Origin of the sequence: Kitasatospora sp. NPDC086801, assembly GCF_044745805.1 — a bacterium.
Taxonomy (GTDB): Bacteria; Actinomycetota; Actinomycetes; order Streptomycetales; family Streptomycetaceae; genus Kitasatospora.
This window is the reverse complement of sequence record NZ_JBIVAX010000006.1, coordinates 237,965-258,543: the sequence shown is the minus strand read 5'-3', so window position 1 is coordinate 258,543 and position 20,579 is coordinate 237,965. Positions and strand designations below refer to the sequence as shown.

Below are 20,579 nucleotides of genomic sequence, written 5' to 3'. Positions count from 1 at the left end.
TTCATATCATGCGCGCTCGGATCGCAGCTGTGACGATGTTGGTGGCAGGGATAGCAGGCCTGACGGCCGGACCGGCCATGGCGGCCTCGGCGACGACCGAGAACGACGCGGTGGCCTGCGCCGCCGTGCTCAACACGCCGTGCATCTCGCACCAGCACGACGGCGAGGGCTTCTTCGGCGTCGCCCAGGTCTCCGCCGACCCGCGCCAGTTGACGGTGGTTCAGGTCGAGGTGCGGACCCAGAAGGCCTGGGGCAGCCCGTGGGAGACGGTCGCCTCCGCCACCACCGTGCGCCTGGGCTCCGCGAAGGCGGTCACCCCGCGCGTCGTCACCACCGACCTGCGGATCATCTGCGCCACCGCCGGCCCGGCGCTGGAGGCGACCCAGCAGGTCACCACCTGCACCAACCCGTTCTGACGGACCGCGCCCGACCCGTTCCGGCGGACCGCGCCGCTCCATCGGCACCGAGTTCCTCGATCGACCCGACCCACCCGACCGGCCGGGGCGTCCGCGCCCCGGCTCCAGGGCCGACCGCCATCGCACCCGGCGGCCGGCCCGTCGGCCTTGCCGCCCCCGCCGGTCGGCGCCCCGGGGGGGGCAGGGGCGATGGCGGCCGGGCCAGAGGGTCCGGAGGTCGGGAGAGCGGCTCCGACCAGGGCCCGAGTGGACCTGGGGCACCCGTTCACGGCAAACTGGTCTAGACCCTTGAGGTCTAGACCAAGCACCCGGCTCAGAACGGTGGACCAGTATGGAAATCGTGATCGTCCCTGACGCCTCAGCGGCCGGCGAACTCATCGCCGCGGCGATCACCGATCTGCTGACCGGCAAGCCCGACGCCCTGCTCGGCGTGGCGACCGGCTCGACCCCGCTGCCGATCTACCAGGCGCTCGCCGCTCGGGTCCGCGACGGCCGGCTCGACGCCTCCCGGGCGCGCATCTGCCAGCTCGACGAGTACGTCGGCCTGCCCGCCGGCCACCCCGAGTCCTACCGTTCGGTGGTGCTGCGCGAGGTCGTCGAGCCGCTGGGTCTGACCGAGGACTCCTTCCTGGGCCCGGACGGCAACGCGACGGACATCGCCGCGGCGGCCGCCGCCTACGACCGCGCGCTGGCCGCGGCCGGCGGAGTGGACCTCCAACTGCTCGGCATCGGCACCGACGGCCACATCGGATTCAACGAGCCCTGCTCCTCGCTGGCCTCCCGGACCCGGATCAAGACGCTGACCCGGCAGACCCGCGAGGACAACGCCCGGTTCTTCGACAGCCTCGACGAGGTCCCGCACCACGTCATCACCCAGGGCATCGGGACCATCCTGGAGGCGCGCCACCTCGTCCTGCTCGCCACCGGCGAGGCCAAGGCCGAGGCCGTCGCCCTCTCCGTCGAGGGGCCGCTGTCCGCCGCCGTCCCCGCCTCGGCGCTGCAGCTCCACCCGCACGCCACCGTGGTGGTCGACGAGGCCGCCGCCTCCCGCCTCAAGCTCGCCGACTACTTCCGCGACACCTACACCGCCAAGCCGGCCTGGCAGAAGCTCTGAGGTCGGCGGGCCCGTTCGGGAGGCGGCCGCCTCCCGAACGGGCCCGCACTCCTTCGCGGCGGCGCCCGGCGGTCAGCGCTTGCGGAGCCAGTCGCCGAAGGCCGCCAGGGCGGGGCCCGGGTCGCGGCGGCCGAGACCGATCCGGAAGCGGTCGACGGGGGCGGGCGTCAGGTCGGAGTGGAACATGCTCGCGGGCAGCAGCAGGACGCCCGCCTGCTCGACCAGCGCGGTGCAGAAGTCCTCCACGCCGTCCGCCCCGAGGTAGCGCGGGTAGGCGACGCAGCCACCGTCCGGGGCACGCCACTCGAAGAGGTCGCCGAACTCGGCGAAGAACGCGTCGAACCGCGGCAGGTTCTCCGCGATGATGGTGCGGTTGCGCGCCAGGATCCGCTCGCGGGCGTTGATCGCGATCCGGGCCAGCACCTCGCTCGGCGCCGAGTTGCAGATCGTGGTGTAGTGCTTGGCCCGCTCCAGCCGGGAGCGCAGCTCCCGGTCGCGGCAGGCGATCCAGCCGATCCGCAGGCCGGGAAGGCCGAGCGACTTCGAGGTGACGTTGAGCGAGAGGGCGCGCTCGGAGAGGTCGGCGGCCTGTGGCAGCGCACGGGCGGGGTCGCGTTCCAGGCCCCGGTAGACCTCGTCGGAGAAGAGCCGGATGCCGCGCTCGTCGCACAGCTCCACCAGGCGCGTGAAGTCGGCCGCGTCGATCACCTTGCCGGTCGGGTTGTGGGGGAAGTTCACCGACAGCACCCGGGTGTTCGGGCGCAGCGCGGCCCTGACCGCGTCGAGGTCGAGCGCCCAGTCGTCCTTCTCGTCCAGGGCGACGCCGGTGACCTCGCAGAGCGAGAGCGGGATGGTCTCGGCGGACTGGTAGTTGGGGGTCACCACCACGGCGTGGTCGGCCCGGTCGAGGAGCACCTGCATGGCGAGGTTGAGCCCCTCCTGCGCGCCGCCGAAGCAGAGCACGTCGTCGGCGTCGACCTCCTGGTACATCCCGGCGATGGCGCGGCGCAGCTCCGGATCGCCGTAGGTCTCGGTGTAGCCGAGGGCGAGGCCGTCCCAGGCCTGCCGGTCCTCGGGGCCGGCCAGGGCGAGGAGTTCGGCCATCGTCATGGTCTGGGCGTCGGAGGCGGCCAGGTGGTGGCGGGCGGTGAACTCCCAGCGCGAGAAGTAGGTTTCGAGCCGGAAGTCGGGGAGCCTGGTCATCTCTCTGTCACTCACTCTCGTTGGCGTCAGCGGCGGCGGGCGGCAGCGGCAGCGTCGGCGGCGACGCCGGGGTGCCGGTGCTGGTTCTCGGGGGTCTGCTTGAGCTCGGGGGCCTGCTTGAGCTCGGGGGCCTGCTTGAGCTCGGCGAGCAGGGTGTAGGCGGTCGAGCGGGAGACCCGCAGTGCGGTGGCGACGGCCGGGACGGCGCGGCGGACGGCGAACACCCCGGCCTGGTCGAGTTCGCGCAGGACGGCGAGCCGGTCCTCCCGGCCGAAGCGTTCGAGCGGGCGGCCGTGCGCGCGGACGTAGCCGCCGATCACGTCGTTCATCCGCTCCGTCCAGTCGCGCTCGAAGAGCGTTTCGGGGCGGGGCGCGGTGGGCGCGGCGAAGCCCGCCAGCAGGGCGGCGGCGTGCTCCAGGGGGCCCCGGTCGAGGTTGACGCAGAGCACCGCCGAGGGCCGTCCGGCGTCGTCGCGCAGCACGGCGCTGACGGAGGAGAGCCGGCGCCCGTCGGGCAGCAGCTTCTCGTAGGGCCCGAAGACGTCGGGGGCGGACGGGTCGAGGGTGTCCAGCTCGCCGAGCAGCGACGGATCACCGGGGGCGCGGGGGGTCATCGGGTTCCAGATGGCCAGCACCTGGTCGGCGGCGGCGTCGTGCAGCACCACCTCGGCGTACGGCCCGAGCAGCAGGGCCACGGCGCGGCAGACCGGTGTCCAGGTCCGGACCCGCGGGTCGGGGGTTTCGATGGTCATGCTCGGACTGTACGTCCAGTCCAGACGTTTCGTCCAGGCACTCGTCCGGGCAATTCGTCCGGGCAATTCGTCCGGGCGTTTCACCCAGGCATCGCCCAGGCGTCGTCCGGGCGTTTCGTCCGGACATGCGCGAAGGCCCCGCCGCGGCGGGGCCTTCGGGGCTCGGGGAGGGTCAGCGGCAGGTGATCAGCAGTCCGAGGACGGCGGTGCAGCTGCGGGTGTCCCGGCTGGTGGCCGGGGTCGGGTCGGCGGGCACGCCGGCGGTGCGGGCCACGGTGACGTCGAAGCTGCGGATCAGGCTGAGCAGGCCGACCGAGATCGAGAAGTGCCGGGTGGTGCTCGACCCCTTGGCGAGCGGCCCGGCGAGCGTGCAGGTGAGCTTGGTGCCCGCGACGGTGCAGTCGCTGGAGGTCGCCGCGAGGCCGGCCGGGAGGTCGGCGGAGACGGTGCCCGAGGTCAGCGTGTCCGGGCCCTGGCCGGTCAGCGTGACGGTGTAGTCGACCCGGCCGGTGAGCAGGTCGGACACCGGCGTGGCGGTCAGGGCGACGCCGAGGTGGGCGCTGGGGGCCGTGTAGCTGAAGCGGGCGGCGGCGACGGCGGCGCTGGTGCCGCCGGGCGTGGTGACTCGGACGTCCACCGGCCCGGTCACCGTGGTGGCGGGGGCGGTGGCGGTGCAGCTGGTCCTGGTGCAGCTGAACGCGGTGGCGGCGCCGGCCGCGCCGAAGGTCACGGCGGTGGCGCCGTTCAGGTCGGTGCCGGTGACGGTCACCGTCGTGCCGCCGACCCCCGAGCCGCCGGACGGGCTGATCCCGGTGACGGCCGGGACGGGCAACGGGAAGTCGAGCACGTCGACGGCGCCGCCGGTGAAGTCGGCGAGGTAGCCGCGCCGGCCGTCGCCGGTGATCGCCAGGCCGTACGGGCTCGCGCCGACCGGGACGGTCGCGGTGACCGTCCGGCTGGCGGTGTCCACCACGCTGACCGTGTTGTCGCCGTAGTTGGAGACGTACGCGGCGCTGCCGTCCGGGGCGAGCGAGACGGCGTACGGGCCGGTGCCGACGGCGACGGTGCCGACGAGCGCGTTGCCGGTGGTGTCGACGACGCTCGCGGTGGCGTCGTCGGCGTCGGCGGCCCACAGTCGGGTGCCGTCCGGGCTGAGCGCGAGGCCGAAGACGCTGTGGCCGACGGGAACGGTGGCGCTCACCGTGCTGCTCGCGGTGTCGATCACGTTCACCGCCTTCGCACCGGAGGCGGCGACGTAGAGCCGCTTGCCGTCCGCCGAGACGGCGAGCCCGTGCGGCCCGGCGCCGACCGGGACGGTGGCGGTGACCGTGTTGGTGGTGGTGTCCAGCACGCTCACGGTGTCGGCCCCGGCGTTGCCGACGTAGGCGCGCGAGCCGTCCGCCGAGAGCGCGAGGCCCCACGGCTGGGCACCGACCGGGACGGTGGCGGTCACGGTGTTGCTCGCGGTGTCCACGACGCTGACGGTGCCGTCGAGGTGGTGGGTCAGGTACGCCCGGTGCCCGTCGGGCGACAGGGCGACCGCGTAGGAACCGGTGCCGGCGGTGAAGGTGGCGGCCACCGTGTTGCTCGCGGTGTCCAGCACGCTCACCGCGCCGCTGCTCTGGCTGGTCACGTAGGCGCGGCCACCGTCCGGGGTGAGCGCCACGCCCGCCGGGTAGGGCGCCACCGGCACGTGGGCCTTGACGGTCGGCGGCGGCGTGGCGGCCTCGGCGGTGGCGGGCTGCGACAGCAGTGCGGCCGTGGCCGCGGCTATCGCGGTCACGGCCGTCCAGGTGCGCCCGGGTGCGGGACGTGTTCTCACGTGGCGTGTTCTCACGGGTCTCTCCAGAATGGTCGGTCAAGGGATGCAACGCCGGTCGCTCCGGCCCCCCGCGGATCCGGAGCCGCACGAAGCGTAGAAGCCGGTATGACCATCCGTCAGGGGCTGATCGCTAATGTCGTCAACTGTTCAGATTCGACCGTGTTGCGGGCCCGACATCCCCTGCCACACCCCCCTCGACGGCCAGGGGTCGGTCGGCGGCCGGTCGGGGGCGTGCAGAAAATTGGAGTTGTGGAATCGCATTAGGTAGCGTCCAGAACGTGAGGCTGACCAAGAGCACCGACATCGCCCTGCGGATCGCCATGCGACTGGCCGTCCTGGACGAGGACGCCAACCCGACCACCCGCGAGGTGGCCGAGGCGGTCGGCGTGCCGTACACCCACGCGGCGAAGGTGGTCAGCCGCTTGCAGCACCTCGGGGTGGTGGAGGCCCGACGCGGTCGCGGCGGCGGGCTGCTGCTCACCTTCGCCGGGCGCACCGGCTCGCTCGGGCTGCTCCTGCGCGAGCTGGAGGGGGTCGGCGACGTGGTCGGCTGCGAGGACGACCCGCCGTGCCCACTGCGGGCCGCGTGCCGCCTGCGCGGTGCGCTGCGGACCGCCCAGGAGGCCTTCTTCGCCGCGCTCGACCCGCTCAGCATCGACGACCTGGTGGCCGCCCCCACCGGGCCGGTGCTGCTCGGCCTCACCACCAGACCCACCGGCTGATCCCCCCACCCCCCGGGGCCGGGCTCACGCACGGCCTTAAATGCGAATCTCATATACCAGTTAGGAGCCCGACTGATGCTGTCCGCCAAGTCCGCCGAGGTCATCGAGGCCACCCTGCCCGTCGTGGGCGGCGCCATCGGGGACATCACCCCGCTCTTCTACGACCGGCTGTTCGCCGCCCACCCGGAGCTGCTGCGCGACCTGTTCAACCGCGGCAACCAGGCCAACGGCACCCAGCAGCAGGCGCTCGCCGGGTCGATAGCCGCCTTCGCCGGCGCACTGATCGCCCATCCCGACCAGCGGCCGGACGCGATGCTCGCCCGGATCGCCCACAAGCACGTCTCCGTCGGCATCGACGGCAGCCAGTACCGGATCGTCCACGAGCACCTCTTCGCCGCCATCGTCGACGTGCTCGGCGACGCCGTCACCCACGAGGTCGCCGCCGCCTGGGACGAGGTGTACTGGCTGATGGCCAACGCCCTCGTCGCCGTCGAGGACCGGCTGCGCGCCGAGGCCGCCGCCGGCGGCGACCCGGCCGACCTCTGGCGCCCCTACACCGTCGTCGCCCGCTACCAGGAGACCGACACCGTCACCACCTTCCTCGTCCGCCCCGCCGACGGCGGCCCCGTCCCCGCCTCCCGACCCGGCCAGTACGTCTCGGTGCGCACCGAACTGCCCGACGGCGCCCGGCAGATCCGCCAGTACAGCCTCTCCGGCACCGCCGACGGCGCGCTGCGCTTCACCGTCAAGCGCGAGCCCGGCGGCGAGGTCTCCGCCCACCTGCACGACCACCTGCACACCGGCGGCCTCGTCCACCTCGCGCCGCCGCTCGGCGACATCGCCCTCGCCGACGGCGACGGGCCGGTGCTGCTGGCCTCCGCCGGCATCGGCAACACCCCGATGACCGCCATGCTCGACCACCTCGCCGCCACCGGCTCCGCCCGGACCGTCGTCTCGGTGCACGGCGACCGCGACCAACTCGCCCACGCCTTCCGCGCCGACCTCGCCCAGCTCACCGCCAAGCTGCCGAACGCCACCGCCCACGTCTTCTACGAGCGGCCGCTCGGCGACTGGCCCGCCGAGCGCACCGGGTTGGTCGACCTCTCCACCGTCGACGTCCCGGCCGGCACCACCGCCTACCTGTGCGGGCCGCTGCCCTTCCTGCGCGCCGTCCGCGAGCAACTCCTCGCGGCCGGCGTCCCGGCGGCGGACATCCACTACGAGGTGTTCGGCCCCGACCTCTGGCTCGCCTGAGATCCCTCGAGATCCCCGAGGCCTCCTGAGATCCCGCGCCCCGGCCGGCCGGCTCGGTGCGATCACGAGCGGGCCGGCCGGCGACGCCGGACGAAGGGAGGGCCGATGCGGGTCGCACTGTTCGCCACCTGCGTCAACGACGCGCTGCTCCCCGCCACGGCGGTCGCCACCGTCCGGCTGCTCGAACGCCTCGGTGTGGCAGTGGACTTCCCCGCCGGACAGACCCGCTGCGGGCTCGACCGGGTCGAGGGCGTGCACGGCCCGCGCACTCTGGAGGTGCTGCCGGTCGAGGGCTGACATCCATAAGAGCATCATCCATAAGAGCATCCCTGCCGATCGGGCAGCCCGACGAAGGACCGGGCAACCCGACGAAGGCGGCTCAGGTCATCTCCACCTCGCTGTACCGGTCGCCCTGCGAGCTGTCCCAGCTGACCCGCACCCGGCAGTCGACCGGTGACCCGGAAGCGGCCAGCCCCTGGCCCGCGATGGCCGCCGACGGGTCGGCCAGCGTGCTGAACAGGCCGCCCGCCGGCGGAGCGCCGCCCTGCGCGAAGCCCAGATCCGCGGGCGCGACGACCGTGGGGTAGAAGACCGCCCGGCCCGTGATCGTGTACGTCCCCCGGGTGGTGTCCTTGCGCTTGCGGCCGGGGATGACCGAGCACAGCGAGAAGGTGTCCTCGGCGCCGTCGGAGACGTTGCCCGCCGCGTCCACCGTCCACAGCTCCCAGTAGCGGGCGACGGTGGCGTGGGCGCTCGAACCCTTGGCGGTGATGTACGTGTCGATGCGGGCGCCCGGCATGGCGGTCCAACCCTCGCCGTCCCACTCCTCCACGGCGAAGACCCGGTTGATCTCCTGGATGATCACCCCTTGCTGCGGCGCGTTGACGCTCAACTGCCGCCTGCGCTCGAAGTAGCCGCATTCGCCTTCCAGGTCGTCGCCCGGGAGGTGGGTGAGCGCGATCTGCGTCGCGGGCGCGGCCCCGGGCGTGGGTGCCCGCTGGACCGGCGCCCCGGCTCCCGGCCGGCCGCCGGAGGCGTCGTGACCGTGCCGCTGCCGCTCGACCAGCCGGGCCACCGCGGCGTTCCCGAGGGCGCGTTGCAGCGGCAGTGCCGTCGAAGGGGACAGCGGGCCACCGGCCGCAGCCTCCCGGACCCCCTCGGCCGGGAGGTCCGTGCTCCGGCGGTCGGGCGCCGCCCTGCGCCGCCGCGCCGCCTCGTCCTCGGATGTGGGCGTCTGATCCCGCATGTGGCCCTCCTGTCGGCACGGCACCGCCCCGGATGCCCTGGTCAACCTCTACCGGACGGCCGGGCGCCCGGGAAGGTCCGCGAGGGCAGCGCGGAGGGCAGCGCGGAGGGCAGATCCCTAGTCACGCGGGCCGCAGCTCCAGCGTGCAGCACTTGGCCCCGCCACCGCCCTTCAACAGCTCCGAGACGTCCACCGGGACCGGCTCGTAGCCGTGCTCGACGAGCCGCCCGGCCAGGTGCTTCGCCGCCTCGGGCAGCAGCACCCGGCGGCCGTCCGAGACCGCGTTGAGCCCGAACACCTCGGCGTCGGCCCGGTCGGCGAGGATCGCGTCCGGGTACAGGGTGCGCAGCACGGACCGGCTGTCGGCGTCGAAGGCCTCCGGGTAGTACACGACGTGGTCGTCGGCGAGCACGGCCAGCGCCGTGTCCAGGTGGTAGAAGCGCGGGTCGACCAGGGTCAGGCCGACCACCGGGACGCCGAAGAACTCGCCCGCCTCGGCGTGCGCGGCCCGGGAGGTGCGAAAGCCCGTCCCGGCGAGCACCCGGCCGCCGGCCACCAGGTGGTCGCCCTCGCCCTCGTTGACGTGCCCGGCGCGGTGCACCTCCCGGTACCCGTGCGACCGGAACCAGGCCTGGTAGGCCGCGGACTCGGCGGCCCGCTCCGGGTAGCGGAAGGTGGCGACCAGCGCCCGGCCGTCCAGCACGGTCGCACCGTTGGCGGCGTAGACCATGTCGGGCAGGCCGGGCACCGGGTCGATCAGCTCGACGGTGTGGCCGAGGCGGCGGTACAGCCAGTACAGCCGCTCCCACTGGCGGACGGCGAGCGCGGTGTCGGTGGGCTGCGCCGGGTCCATCCACGGGTTGATCGCGTAGTCCACGGTGAAGTACGTCGGCCGGCACATCAGGTAGCGCCGCGGCCTGGCGGTGCGCTCCGGGGTCTGCATGGGCATTCCTCAACCGTCCTCGGGTGCAGGGGAGTTCGTGGATTCCGTTCCCCAGGCCGCTGCCCCGGCGGCGCCGTTCGCACACCCGCACGGGCGCCCCCGACGGGCGCAGGACCCCGCGCACCCGGCGCGGGCCCCGGCGCACGTGCGGCCGAACGTCACCGGCAGACCGCGCGGAGTGTCATCGGCGGGCCGCACCGAGCGTCACCAGCGGACCGCGCCGAAGTCCACCGGCGCCGTCCGCAGGCCCCGGCAGCGGACGGCGAGCGCCCGCAGCCGGGCCGCCGCCTCCTCGGCGGGCATCCGGTGCCGCTGGCCGTGGCCGGGCAGCAGCCACTCGAAGCGCAGCGCGTCCAGGCTGCGGTCCAGCGAGGCGGAGAGCTCCTCGATCGAATACCAGGTGACGGTGTCGTACACCTCCAGGTCCCCGGTGGTGCGGGACCAGTACAGGGTGTCGCCGGTGAAGCAGTACAGCTCGTCGACCAGGTACAGCACGCTGCCGAGGGTGTGGCCGGGGAAGGGGTGGGCGGTGACGCCCGGGGCGACCTCCACCGGGTCGAGGCCGCGCAGCACCCGGTCGGCGTCGGGCACGGCCTCCAGGTCGCCCTCGTGGATCCAGAGCCGGGCGCCGAGCCGGTCGGCGTACGCCCGGCCGTGCGCCGCGTGGTCACGGTGCGTCAGCAGGATGTCGGTGACCGGCCCGAGCGCCTCGTACCGGGCCGCCAGCGGCTCGGCGTAACGCGGCGTGTCGACCATCAGCCAGCCCGTCGGGCGGCGGCAGAGGTAGGAGTTGGCCCCGGCGGTGTGGCGGGAGTTCTGGCCGAGCAGCAGCAGGCCGTCGTCGAGCGCGAGCGGGAAGGGGTCGGTGGCCGGGTCGAGCGGACCGGTGCCCGGCCGGATGGAGCGGGTGGGGCAGGCGTGGGCGGCGGCGAGCAGCTGGCGCTGCTCGGCCTCGTCGTGCGGCTGGCGGACCAGCTCGGAGCGGCCGGCGCGCTCGCGGATCAGTCCGGGCGCGAGCTGGCGGGCCACGTCGCAGTTGGTGCAGCGGTCGTCGACGGACCACTGCCCGGACAGACCGGAGGTCGGATTCAGAGCCATGGATGTCTTCCCCCTGGAAGGACGGCGGCCGGGCCGGCCGCGCCCTTCGAGGATCGTCCGGACGGGCCCAAAAGCGGAAGGGGGGCGGGATCTTGTGGTTTCCGGGGCCCGGCGCTCTGTATTCCGCAGGGGCACGTGGCCCATCTCACGTGCCGTCGGGGACACCTACGGTGGCGTAGGTCACTTGAATGGGTGAACTATCTCCTTCATGCCGAACCTCCAGGAGACCCTTGACCTCAGTTCGTATGCCGCCCTCGGCGACAGCTTCACCGAGGGCCTGAACGACCCCGGTGCCGACGGCGCGTTCGCCGGCTGGGCCGACCGCCTGGCCGGGCTGCTCGCCGACGGGCGTCCGCCGGGCGGGTTCCGCTACGCCAACCTGGCGGTGCGCGGCCGGCTGCTGGACCAGATCGTGGCCGAGCAGGTGCCGCAGGTCCGCAGGCTCCAGCCCGACCTGGCCACCTTCTGCGCCGGCGGCAACGACATCCTGCGGCCCGGCAGCGACCCGGACGAGGTCGCCGAGCGCTTCGAGGCGGCCATCGTCCAACTCACCGCCTCCGCCGGGACGGTGCTGATCTGCACCGGCTTCGACACCCGGGACGTGCCGCTGTTCAAGCACCTGCGCGGCAAGATCGCCACCTACAACGGGCACATGCGGGCGGTCGCCGACCGCAACGGCTGCAAGGTCGCCGACCTGTGGTCGCTGCGCGCCGTCCAGGACCGCCGGGCGTGGAGCGAGGACCGGCTGCACCTGTCCCCCGAAGGCCACCAGCGGGTCGCCCTGCTGGCCGCCCGCTCCCTGGGGCTGCGCACCGCGCAGGACCCTGAGGCGGCCTGGCCCGCCACGCCGGAGCCGTCCGCCGCCGACCAGCGGCGCGAGAACCTCCAGTGGGCCCGCGAGTACCTGCTGCCCTGGGTCGGCCGACGACTGCGCGGGGAGTCCTCGGGGGACCACGTCGAGGCCAAGCGGCCGGAGCTGCTTCCGCTCTGACGCCCCGTCAGGCGGCACCGGGCGCTGCGGTCCGCGCAGCCCCTGCGGCCCTCGCGGTCTTCGCGGTCCGCAGCGCCCGGTGCACCAGCACGGCGAACGCGGCGCCGACCAGGTACCAGAACAGGTCCGGCGGGTTGAACGTCGACCCCAGCACCAGCCGGGCCAGCCCGCTGCGCCGCCCCAACTCCTCGGGCACCCCGGTGATCTGGAACAGCTCCACCGCCCAGCTCAGCCCCGCCGCCACCACCGCCGCGCGCCCCGGCCGCACCCTGGGCGCGACCAGTACCACCAGCGCGTACACCAGCACCGTGTAGAGCGCGTCCCCGGCGTACTTCGCCACGTCCCCGCCCAGCACGGCCCGCACGCCCAGCCCGGCCGCCACCGTCACCCCGGCCGCCAGCAGCGGCACCGCCCGCACCCGCAGGCGCCCCCAGAGATCATCCACGTGCCCCACCCTACGACCCGGCCGCCGGGGTCAGGGCTGCTGGGCCGTACGGGTGACAGCGCGCACCCGCCGCGCCCGCGCGTCGTTGGCCGCTGCGTGACCGCACACCGATACCTGCTCCGCGTGGCCGCCGCCGCGTTGCTCCTGACGGCCGTCGCCGCCCCCTCCGCCGCCCCGGCCGGCGCCGCCGTCCCCGCGGCCCACCCCGCGCCGCGGACCGTCCGCGACATCCTCGAACCCCCGCTGCCCGTCGACCAGTTCCCGCCCCAGGTCGAGGAGGCGTGCCACATCTGGCAGGACCTGAACTGGCCGACCGCGAACGCCCCCCGCGACTACCCGGTGGCCGACTCCCCCTACGTGATCCGCGGCAGCAACGTCTACGGCAACCGCAGCGGCGACCTCCCCCAGGACGGCCACTACCGCGAGTACGACGTCAACCCGCGCATGCCCGGCCAGCACCGTGACGCCGAGCGCCTGGTCCGCGACGCCGCCAACCACCACGTCTGGTACAGCGACGACCACTACGCCAACTTCCGCGAGATCAGCGAGGGATGCTCCTGATCCGGACGCCCGGACACCACCCCCTCAGGCCGGGGCCGGGCGCGTCACTCGCGTGACCACTCGGTCTCGGCCTCGGGCTCGCCGACGGCGTCGGCCCCGCCCCAGACCCGGACCCTGACCGCCCGGGGCCCCGGGGCCGGGTGGGAGAGCGTGCGCACGAACACCTCCCGCACGTGGTTGGCGGCCTGCTGGGGCGGCCCGTCGTACTCCAGGGGGTTGGGCATGGGCGAGCCGTCCTGCCGGGCCCAGCGGCCGTCGTCGTCCTGGGTCTCCAGGACCCATCGGTAGTGCCACATCCTGACCTCCTCCGGCCCGGGGCCGCTCCTCGGTGCGTTTCGACCAGTGCACCTCCATCAGTGCCGTTCGGTCAGTGCCGTTCGGTCAGTGCCGTCCGATCAGTGCCGTTCGGTCAGTGCAGCTCGGTCAGTGCAGCTCGGTCGTGGGCTCGGGGCCGATGCCGGTGGCCAGCAGGATCTGCCGCGCCGAGTCGGTGCCGCCGGCCCGGACCGCGCGGGCCATCGCGGTCAGGGCCGCCTCCCGGCCCGCCTGCGGCGGAACCACGAGCAGACTGAAGTGATCGCGGTCGCCCCGCGTGACGATCACCGTGTCGTCGCCGACCGGGTACCGGTCGATGCGCACCGACCGCCCGTCGACGACGATCCGGGCCGGCACCTCGTCCCAGGCGTCCGCGTCCAGGCCCACGCTCACCACGGGGCCGAGGTGTTCGGTCAACGCGCCGACCAGACCGGGAAGTTCGGCACCGATGTTCCGGGAGCGCGGCCACCAGGCGCCATCGAGTGCGCCCTCGCGGGACTGCGTGGTCTCCAGGCGCAGCAGGACCGTCCCCGGTTTCACCGCCTGCCGGAAGTGGTCCGGCAGGAGCCCGGGGTGCGGGGCACCGGCATCGTCCGACATGGCTCGCCGCCTCTCCGCGGGCGCGGATCGGGCCCGCTGAGCGGGGCCGGCCCTTCGGTTCCAGCAGCAGGGGCCGCCCCGCCCTCCCACGGTACTCCGACCGCACCAGCGCCGGTCCGGTGCGGAACGGGGCCGGGCGGGACCGGTCCGGGACCGGTCCGGGACCGAACGGGACGGGGCGAGCGCCGTCGGCCCTGCGCCGCCGGAGGCCGCGATGCGTAACACTGTGTGTCGTGTCGAATACGAAGAATGACGGCGGTGGCGCCGGGGCGGGCGGCGCGCCCAGCCCTGACGCCCCGCTGCCGGCACTCGACCGGGAACAGGTCGGGGTGCTGCGCCGGGTGGGCCGGGAATGGGGTCGGACGGCCGGGGATCCGCGGGCGTGGCGCCGGGCGCTGCCGGTGGACCCGGAGCTCGGCCGCTATCCGGCCTCCTCCGAGATCCGGCCGGTGCGCTTCGGCCGCTTCGTGCGGGTGGCCACCGTCGGCGGGCAGCCGCCGTCGGTCGAGGCGGGCGGCGAGGACGCCCCGACCTCCCGACTCGGCCGGGCGGGCGCCTCGGTCCGGCACGTGCTGCTCGGGGCCCCGCTGCGCAGCACCGCGATCGCACACGAGCGGATGCGCAAGCTGGTGGCGCTGCCGGTGCTCTCCGCCGACGCGCTCTCGTCCGTCGCCTACGGGCCCGAGGCGATGCTGGCCGTCCTGGTCCTGGCGGGCACCGCCGGCCTGCCCTACTCGGTGCCCATCGCCGCGACGATCGCGTTCCTGATGCTGGCGGTCGGGGTGTCCTACCGTCAGACGATCCGCGCCTACCCGCACGGCGGCGGCTCGTACATCGTCGCCACCGCGAACCTCGGCCGTCTCCCCGGGCTGGCGGCGGCCGCCGGCCTGATGACCGACTACATCCTCACGGTCGCGGTCTCGATCGCCTCCGGCATGGCGGCGGTCACCTCGGCGATCCCCTCGCTGCAGGGCGACGTCGTGCCGATCGGCCTCGCCGTGATCGGCGTGCTGCTCGCCGGGAACCTGCGCGGCGTACGGCAGGCGGGCGTCCTGTTCGCCGCACCGACCTACGCCTTCGTCCTCGTCATCCTCGCCCTCATCGCCTTCGGCCTCTACCGCGCGGCCGCCCACGGCTTCCAGCCCACCGCGGCACCGCCGTCGACCGCGACCGAGGGGGTCGGCGTGCTCCTGGTCCTGCGCGCCTTCGCCTCCGGCGCGACGGCGATGACCGGCATCGAGGCGATCTCCAACGCCGTCCCGGCCTTCCAGCCCACCGAATGGCGCAACGCCCGTACCACCCTGACCTGGATGGTCGGCCTGCTGATCGTGCTCTTCGCCGGCACGGTCGCGCTGGTCCACCTCGACGGCGTCGTCCCCGATGCCCAGGAGACGGTGCTGTCGCAGCTCGCCCACCGCGCCTTCGGCCCGGGCTTCGGCTACGTCTTCACCCAGGCCGCCACCGCCGCGATCCTGCTCCTGGCGGCCAACACCGCCTACAACGACTTCCCCCGCGTCCTCTACCTCCTGGCACGCGACAACCAGGCGCCGCGGATCTTCCTGCGGCTGGGCGACCGGCTGGCCTTCAGCAACGGCATCGTCGTGCTCTCCGTCGCCGCGGCCGCGATCTACGCGGCGTTCGACGGCAGGACCGCGCCGCTGATCCCGCTGTACGCGGTCGGTGTGTTCCTCGCCTTCACGCTGTCGCAGACCGGGATGGTCGTGCACTGGTGGCGCCTGCGCGACCGCCACTGGCGCAAGAGCCTGATCTTCAACGCCGTCGGCGCGCTGCTCTCGGCGATCGTGCTCGTCACCGCCGCGATCACCAAGTTCACCTCCGGCGCCTGGTTCGCCGCGCTCGTCGTGGGCCTGTTCATCCTGGTGGCCACCAGGATCCGGCACCACTACGAGCAGGTCGCCGCGGCGCTCGCCCTGCACCCGCACGCCGTGGAGGTCCCCGGCCGCGCCCTCACCCGGCCACGTCCACGGGACGGCGCGCCCGCGCTCGCGCCCTCACCCTCGGCGGAGGCGGAGGCGGAGGCGGAGACGACGGTCGCGGAGACGACGGCGGAGAGCCAGGAGAGCGAGGAGACCCCCGAGGAGATCCACCCCCTGCTGATCGTGCCGATCGCCGCACTGGACCTGGCCGGCATGCGCGCCCTCGCCTACGCCGCCTCGCTCCGCCAGCCCGTCCTCGCCCTGCACATCAGCCCCAGTGAGGAGGAGGCCCAGCGCTTCCGCGCGTACTGGAACCTGTGGGGCGACCACCTGCCGCTGAAGATCCTCCTCTCCCCCTACCGCGCGATCGTCGCGCCCCTGGTCAACTACATCGAGTCCCTGCACCGCCAGCGCCCGGACCTCACCTTGACCGTCGTCCTCCCGGAGATCGTCGTACGACACCGGCGCCACCGCCTCCTGCACAACCGGCTCGCCCCCCGCCTGCGCAGAGCGCTCCGCCCGCTGCCGAAGATCATCGTCACCACCGTCCCCTTCCACGTGTAGCCGGGTGCCCACACCCGAACCGCTACCCGTCGACGGGCCAGGAGGCGGCGCGGCTTCGGGCGACGTCCGCCCGCCGGCCGGCCTCGTCCGCGCCGGTGGCGGGCGCGACCGCCGAGGGCAGGACATCGGTACCGGGCTCCGCTCCGGCCGCGCCGCGGCCCGGCTCCGAGGCGAGCAGTTCGCTCGCGGTCCGGCTGTCGGCGGGGTCGGCCGCCCGGGCCATCAGCCGCTCGGCGGTGCCGGCGTCCGTCTCCGGCGGGACGATCAGCAGGTTCAGCCGCAGCGGGGCGTACGAGCAGACCACGATCAGGTGCTCGTCCTGCTCGGTGGTGAACCAGCCCACGTGGACGGTGTGCCCGGCGACCGGGGCCCGGTGCGGGACGACCGGCCACTGCGTGGGGTTCACGGTGACCCGGGTGACCCGCCCCCACGGACCGTCCAATGCGGCGGCGAGGGAGGGGAGTTCGAGGAGAAGGTCACGCGAGCGGGGCCACCAGGCGCCGTCCAGCCGGCCGGGCCGGGTGCCCTCGGGTACCCGGGAGAGCCGTGCCGCGGGTTCCCCGGCGGTGAGCGTCATCGCGCGATCGAGGGTCGTAGTCATGATCGAAGACCTGTCCCCGGACCCGGCCTCGGGCCGGATCCGGCATCGCCGTTCGCCGGAGACGACGCCAGTTGTCTTGCCGGCATGCGAGGTGCCTTCGGTGACATCCAGGCTACTCTCCGCCAGGCCCGGACCTCGTGTGGCGGCTGTAGCAGCGCTTCCCCGATGATTCGTCGGCCACGAGTCGGCACCCGGCTTCGATCAGATGGTTCCGGCGGTGCGCCGGTGACTGTTTGTACACGCGGCACCGACGCCGACGGTGACGGGCGCCGCTGGCCCGCCGGTCCCCCGCCCGGCCCGGAGCGCCGACCGCGGCCTCTGCCAGGATGGGCGTCCTCGACCCCGGGCGCGGCGAAAGGGCGGCACAGTGGTGGAACTCGACCCGAAGAGGCTGCTGATCCTGCGCCAGATCGCCGACTCCGGCAGCGTGGCGGGCGCCGCACGGGCGCTGGGCCACACCCCCTCCGCGGTGTCCCAGCAGCTGGGCCGACTGGAACGCGAGGTCGGCGTCCCGCTGGTGGACCGCACCGGTGGTCGGGCCGAACTGACCGCTGCGGGCCACCTGTTGGCCGGCTACGGCGACCGGATCGGCCAGGCGCTCCAGGACGCCGCCCGCGACCTGCGCGCACTCGGCGGCGCCGCCACCGGCCCGGTCGCCATCGGGGTGCCGGCGCCCGCCATCACGTTCTTCGCCACCACCGCCGTCCACCTGCTCGCCCGCACCCACCCCGACCTGGCCCCCCGGCTGGTGGAGACCGGACGGCAGGAGGGCCTGCGCGCGCTGCGCCTGGGCGAACTGGACGTCCTGGTCATCGAGGACGACCGGGAGGAACCCACCCCGCTGCCGCCCGGCGTCGAGGCGAGCGTCATGTTCGAGGACGCCTACCGCCTGATCGTCCCGTCCGACTGGCCCCCGCCCACCGACCCCGCCCAGCTGTCCGGCCGCCCCTGGATCGCCGCCCCGGCCGGCTCCCCCCGGCAGCTGGCCTTCCAGCGGCTGGCCGCCCGGCACGGCATCGTGCCCCAGGTGGAGCACACCGCCCGCTACCGCTTCGCCGTCTACACCATGCTCGCCGCCCGCCTGGGCGCCGCGATCCTGCCCGCGAACGCCGCCGCCCTGATCGGCCCGGGCGCCGGCACCGTCACCACGCTGCCGGTGCCCGGCAGTTACCTGGTGCGCCTGCTCCGCCGGACCGGCCCGTGGGGAGCGCCCCCGGCGGTGCGGGCGGCGGCCGAGGCGCTGCAGAGCGCGCTGCTGGCGGCGAGCGAGCGGTTGGCGGCCCAGGGCCTGGCCGACGGGGAGCCGCGCGTGAACGGCCACCTGGTCGACCCCAGCGAGCAGAGCACGTCCACCGCGACGCCGTAAGCGTTGCTGAACGCCAGGGGTGAGGACCGCTTTCTGGTGCCCGGCCCGGCCCTCTGCCAGCGTGGCCGGGTGACCAGCATCGCGGACGAGCGACCCCCCACCCCCGAGGACCGCCGGCCCTCCACCCCCGAGGACCGCCCGCCCTCCACCGCCCCCACCCGGGCCGGATCGCTGCGCCGCCGGGCGCGCGCCGCCACGCGCCTGCTCCAACGGACGGCCTGGGCCGCCGTGCTGGTCGGCGCGGTGACGACGGCCTGCACGTCGTGGGGATCGGCGCCCTGGTACGCCGGCTGGGTCGGCGCGGCCGGTGCGGCGGCACTCGCGGCGCTGGCCTCGCCGGTGCGGCTGGCCCTGGGCGAGAGCCCGCGCTCCGGCTCCGTCGCCGCCCTGTTCCACGGCGCCATGCTCGCCCTGATGCTCTGCGTCCTCGCCGGCTGCTTCGCCTTCTCCCTCAGCGGCTGGTTCCACGCGCACGACCGCGACCTGCACGCCACGCTGCGGGTGTCCGCCACCGTCACCGGCTGCCACAGCAGCGGTGACACCAGCACCGAGTGCACCTACCTCTGGGCGGCGGACGGGCACGAGTACCGCGCCGAGGAGGGCTCGGACGACCAGTGGCCCGACGGGCACCGGGTCGACGTGCGGGTCGATCCCGTCCACCCGCAGCGGGCTCCCGTCACCGCCGGCGGCTACTGGCCGCTGTGGTTCGGGGTCGTCCTGGGCGGGCTCGGCACCCCGTTCAGCCTGTGCGTCTGGTGGGTCCTGGAGGAGTCCGCGAACGACTGACGCCGCACCGCGGAGGGCGACTTGGCCTGCCGGGCCCTGAAACGCCCAAGGCCCCGCCGTCGGCGGGGCCTTGAGCGGGGCACTGTCAGCCCTGGGTGGTGGATGCTCAGGCGTCCACGCCGTAGTACTGCGCGAGGAAGCCGGTCACGTCGGCCGCGTGCGGGAGCAGCTCCGGCAGTTGGGCGGCGAGCGCGGAACGGGTGGCCTCGGCGAGTTCGGGCAGGCCGGTGGCGGCGCCCTTCACGTACGGGTCGAGGCGGCGGATGAGCTCGTAGTTGCTCTCCACGTCGAGCTGGCGCATGGCCTTCTCCAGCGGCGGCGCCCCGGCCGGCGGGACGGCGGGCAACACCCGGCTGACGAAGGTGACGCGGTGCAGCACCCGCCAGCACGGGGGCTTGCGGTCGGACTGGCGGGCCTGGCGCAGCGCCGCCGCGTTGGGGTCGTTGCCGTTCGCGAGCCAGGTGGGGTCGACGACCTTGTGGAAGAAGGTGTCGAAGTGCTCGCTGTCCTCGCCGAGGTAGAAGCTGAGGAAGCGGTAGGCGTCGACCTTGCCGGGCACCTTGACGGGTTGGCCGTCCTGGTCGAAGACGGGCTTGCGGTCCTGGTCGTAGCGCTGGAGGTTGGTGGCGGGGTTGACCTCCACGTTCAGTCCGAAGGAGCGGGTGGCCTCCTTGCCGCGGGCCCGGGTGGCGGTCATCCCACCTCCGACGGAGGCGTCCAACTGGGCGCCGATGCCGATGCCGGCGATCTGGAAGGAGGTGCCGACCGAGGTGCCGACCGATCCGGACAGCGAGTACGAGCCCGAGGTCGTCTCGCTGACCACGTCGGTGGTCTCGGTGGTCTCGGCGAAGAACCCGCCGGCGGCGGTCCAGACGTAGGTGTTGACCAGGTCCCTGCGGGAGAAGCCCTGGCCGGTGGCGCTGTCGGTGGTCCCCCGCTCCTTGGCCGGTGCGGCGTCGGCTCCGATCGCGCCGCCGAGCACCCGCCCGGCCCGTTGGGCGGTGGGGTCGGGGGCGTGGGTCTCGGTGGAGACGGTGTCGTAGTAGCTGTGCAGGCGCTGCTGGTCGCGCTGGATGCGACGCTTGAGCGCGCAGCGACTTGCTGCCGGCGGGGTGGTCCCCCTCGAAGCGGAAGCCGTGGCCGCCGACGGTGACGAAGCCGGGGCCGGCGAGCCGGGCGAGGGTGCCCTCGGTGAACTCCACCACGCCGCCGTCGATCCGCAGCACGGTGCCGATCGGCACCGGCTGTTCGGCCGGGCGCCGGCGGCCGCGCCGTGCCCGATCAGGAAGTCCTCCCGGCCTCCCGTCGCGGTGCGCCGGGCCCAGAACTCCACCGTGAAGTCCGCGTCGGCGAGTTGCAGGCCCTTGGCGGGCAGCTCGGCCACGTCGTCGACGCCGTCGAAGCGCAGCGCCGTCTCGGCGTGGCCGCTCTCGCTCACCGCCGGCACCAGCGGCCGGCCGGTGAACGGGCAGGTGCCGGGGGCAGCTTCGTGGACGGCCTCGCGGTAGCGCTCGTCGGGGCTGGTCCAGGCCTGCGAGCCCTGGGTGTTGAACAGCCCGTCGCGGCTGCGCTCGACGCTGAAGCCGTCGATCCGGGCGGTGGCGTCGTTGTGCGCGAAGATCTGCCAGCGCTCCCGGCCGTGCACGGCGGTGGGCACCAGCAGGGCGGTGAACCGGCCGCGGGAGAGGTTGCGGACGAAGTTCAGCTCCTGGGTCGGCTCGATGAACGCCCGGCCCTCCATGTCCCGGGTGCCGAGGCTGTCCTTCGCGGAGTCCGGGCGTGCACGGGCACCCGGGGGCGGGTCCGGTCCTCGGTGGTCGCCCGGGGCGTTCACCGTTCTGGC

Annotated in this window: 21 protein-coding genes; 10 read left to right on the top strand and 11 right to left on the bottom strand. The window is 74.3% G+C overall.

Translation table 11 applies throughout. The features are described from left to right. Window positions 1–8 precede the first annotated feature (8 nt). Both ACIPLC_RS10960 and ACIPLC_RS10955 read left to right on the top strand, forming a co-directional pair. Window positions 9–416 (top strand): hypothetical protein, encoded by a 408-nt coding sequence (locus ACIPLC_RS10960; protein ID WP_400472639.1) that lies wholly within the window; start codon window positions 9–11, stop codon window positions 414–416. Window positions 417–747: 331 nt separating this feature from the next. After that, window positions 748–1,530 carry a glucosamine-6-phosphate deaminase gene (locus ACIPLC_RS10955; protein WP_400472638.1) on the top strand — a complete coding sequence of 261 codons (783 nt, stop codon included), beginning with the start codon at window positions 748–750 and terminating at the stop codon, window positions 1,528–1,530. A 72-nt stretch (window positions 1,531–1,602) separates the two neighbouring features. Here the strand turns inward: ACIPLC_RS10955 and ACIPLC_RS10950 are convergent, their stop codons facing one another. The 3 genes from ACIPLC_RS10950 to ACIPLC_RS10940 form a co-directional block, all read right to left on the bottom strand. Continuing rightward, a complete protein-coding gene (locus tag ACIPLC_RS10950) occupies window positions 1,603–2,733 on the bottom strand; it encodes an aminotransferase class I/II-fold pyridoxal phosphate-dependent enzyme (protein ID WP_400472637.1) in 1,131 nt (376 codons plus the stop codon). 26 nt (window positions 2,734–2,759) lie between these two features. Continuing rightward, window positions 2,760–3,485: a transcriptional regulator gene (locus tag ACIPLC_RS10945; RefSeq protein WP_400472636.1), complete on the bottom strand. Its 726-nt coding sequence runs from the start codon at window positions 3,483–3,485 to the stop codon at window positions 2,760–2,762. Window positions 3,486–3,657: 172 nt separating this feature from the next. After that, window positions 3,658–5,307: a beta-propeller fold lactonase family protein gene (locus tag ACIPLC_RS10940; protein ID WP_400472635.1), complete on the bottom strand. Its 1,650-nt coding sequence runs from the start codon at window positions 5,305–5,307 to the stop codon at window positions 3,658–3,660. 278 nt (window positions 5,308–5,585) lie between these two features. On the opposite strand from ACIPLC_RS10940, the gene ACIPLC_RS10935 reads away from it, so the two are divergent. The 3 genes from ACIPLC_RS10935 (at window position 5,586) to ACIPLC_RS10925 (ending at window position 7,580) form a co-directional block, all read left to right on the top strand. Further along, window positions 5,586–6,029 (top strand): RrF2 family transcriptional regulator, encoded by a 444-nt coding sequence (locus ACIPLC_RS10935; protein WP_400472634.1) that lies wholly within the window; start codon window positions 5,586–5,588, stop codon window positions 6,027–6,029. A 75-nt stretch (window positions 6,030–6,104) separates the two neighbouring features. Further along, on the top strand, window positions 6,105–7,283 hold the full coding sequence (locus ACIPLC_RS10930; RefSeq protein WP_400472633.1) for a globin domain-containing protein: 1,179 nt from the start codon (window positions 6,105–6,107) through the stop codon (window positions 7,281–7,283). Window positions 7,284–7,388: 105 nt separating this feature from the next. Then, window positions 7,389–7,580, top strand: a complete 192-nt coding sequence (locus ACIPLC_RS10925; RefSeq protein ID WP_400472632.1) for a heterodisulfide reductase-related iron-sulfur binding cluster — start codon at window positions 7,389–7,391, stop codon at window positions 7,578–7,580. Window positions 7,581–7,662: 82 nt separating this feature from the next. Here the strand turns inward: ACIPLC_RS10925 and ACIPLC_RS10920 are convergent, their stop codons facing one another. The 3 genes from ACIPLC_RS10920 to ACIPLC_RS10910 form a co-directional block, all read right to left on the bottom strand. Next, a complete protein-coding gene (locus tag ACIPLC_RS10920; protein ID WP_400472631.1) occupies window positions 7,663–8,529 on the bottom strand; it encodes a hypothetical protein in 867 nt (288 codons plus the stop codon). A 121-nt stretch (window positions 8,530–8,650) separates the two neighbouring features. Next, window positions 8,651–9,478 (bottom strand): dimethylargininase, encoded by an 828-nt coding sequence (gene ddaH, locus ACIPLC_RS10915; protein WP_400472630.1) that lies wholly within the window; start codon window positions 9,476–9,478, stop codon window positions 8,651–8,653. 198 nt (window positions 9,479–9,676) lie between these two features. Further along, window positions 9,677–10,570 (bottom strand): 4Fe-4S domain-containing protein, encoded by an 894-nt coding sequence (locus ACIPLC_RS10910; RefSeq protein WP_400472629.1) that lies wholly within the window; start codon window positions 10,568–10,570, stop codon window positions 9,677–9,679. A 208-nt stretch (window positions 10,571–10,778) separates the two neighbouring features. Here ACIPLC_RS10910 and ACIPLC_RS10905 point away from each other — a divergent pair, with 208 nt between their 5' ends. Then, window positions 10,779–11,561 (top strand): SGNH/GDSL hydrolase family protein, encoded by a 783-nt coding sequence (locus tag ACIPLC_RS10905; protein ID WP_400472628.1) that lies wholly within the window; start codon window positions 10,779–10,781, stop codon window positions 11,559–11,561. Between the two features lie 7 nt (window positions 11,562–11,568). Here the strand turns inward: ACIPLC_RS10905 and ACIPLC_RS10900 are convergent, their stop codons facing one another. After that, window positions 11,569–12,006 carry a DUF2809 domain-containing protein gene (locus ACIPLC_RS10900; RefSeq protein ID WP_400472627.1) on the bottom strand — a complete coding sequence of 146 codons (438 nt, stop codon included), beginning with the start codon at window positions 12,004–12,006 and terminating at the stop codon, window positions 11,569–11,571. A 96-nt stretch (window positions 12,007–12,102) separates the two neighbouring features. Between ACIPLC_RS10900 and ACIPLC_RS10895 the strand changes: the two genes are divergently transcribed. Further along, window positions 12,103–12,567 (top strand): ribonuclease domain-containing protein, encoded by a 465-nt coding sequence (locus ACIPLC_RS10895; protein ID WP_400472626.1) that lies wholly within the window; start codon window positions 12,103–12,105, stop codon window positions 12,565–12,567. A 44-nt stretch (window positions 12,568–12,611) separates the two neighbouring features. On the opposite strand, the gene ACIPLC_RS10890 is transcribed toward ACIPLC_RS10895, so the two are convergent. Then, window positions 12,612–12,863 (bottom strand): hypothetical protein, encoded by a 252-nt coding sequence (locus tag ACIPLC_RS10890; protein WP_400472625.1) that lies wholly within the window; start codon window positions 12,861–12,863, stop codon window positions 12,612–12,614. 127 nt (window positions 12,864–12,990) lie between these two features. Next, entirely contained in the window at window positions 12,991–13,482 is a 492-nt protein-coding gene (locus ACIPLC_RS10885) for a DUF5994 family protein (RefSeq protein ID WP_400472624.1), read from the bottom strand. A 617-nt stretch (window positions 13,483–14,099) separates the two neighbouring features. On the opposite strand from ACIPLC_RS10885, the gene ACIPLC_RS10880 reads away from it, so the two are divergent. Then, window positions 14,100–15,983, top strand: a complete 1,884-nt coding sequence (locus ACIPLC_RS10880) for an APC family permease (RefSeq protein ID WP_400472691.1) — start codon at window positions 14,100–14,102, stop codon at window positions 15,981–15,983. A 22-nt stretch (window positions 15,984–16,005) separates the two neighbouring features. Here ACIPLC_RS10880 and ACIPLC_RS10875 read toward each other — a convergent pair whose 3' ends face one another. Next, the gene (locus ACIPLC_RS10875; protein WP_400472623.1) at window positions 16,006–16,584 is read right to left on the bottom strand and encodes a DUF5994 family protein; all 579 of its coding nucleotides are present in this window, start codon (window positions 16,582–16,584) and stop codon (window positions 16,006–16,008) included. A 370-nt stretch (window positions 16,585–16,954) separates the two neighbouring features. Between ACIPLC_RS10875 and ACIPLC_RS10870 the strand changes: the two genes are divergently transcribed. Further along, window positions 16,955–17,950, top strand: a complete 996-nt coding sequence (locus tag ACIPLC_RS10870; protein WP_400472622.1) for a LysR family transcriptional regulator — start codon at window positions 16,955–16,957, stop codon at window positions 17,948–17,950. Between the two features lie 69 nt (window positions 17,951–18,019). After that, complete coding sequence (locus tag ACIPLC_RS10865) at window positions 18,020–18,736, top strand: DUF3592 domain-containing protein (RefSeq protein ID WP_400472621.1); 717 nt, start codon at window positions 18,020–18,022, stop codon at window positions 18,734–18,736. Window positions 18,737–18,842: 106 nt separating this feature from the next. Here the strand turns inward: ACIPLC_RS10865 and ACIPLC_RS10860 are convergent, their stop codons facing one another. Next, on the bottom strand, window positions 18,843–20,570 hold the full coding sequence (locus ACIPLC_RS10860; RefSeq protein WP_400472620.1) for a hypothetical protein: 1,728 nt from the start codon (window positions 20,568–20,570) through the stop codon (window positions 18,843–18,845). Between the last annotated feature and the right edge of the window lie 9 nt (window positions 20,571–20,579).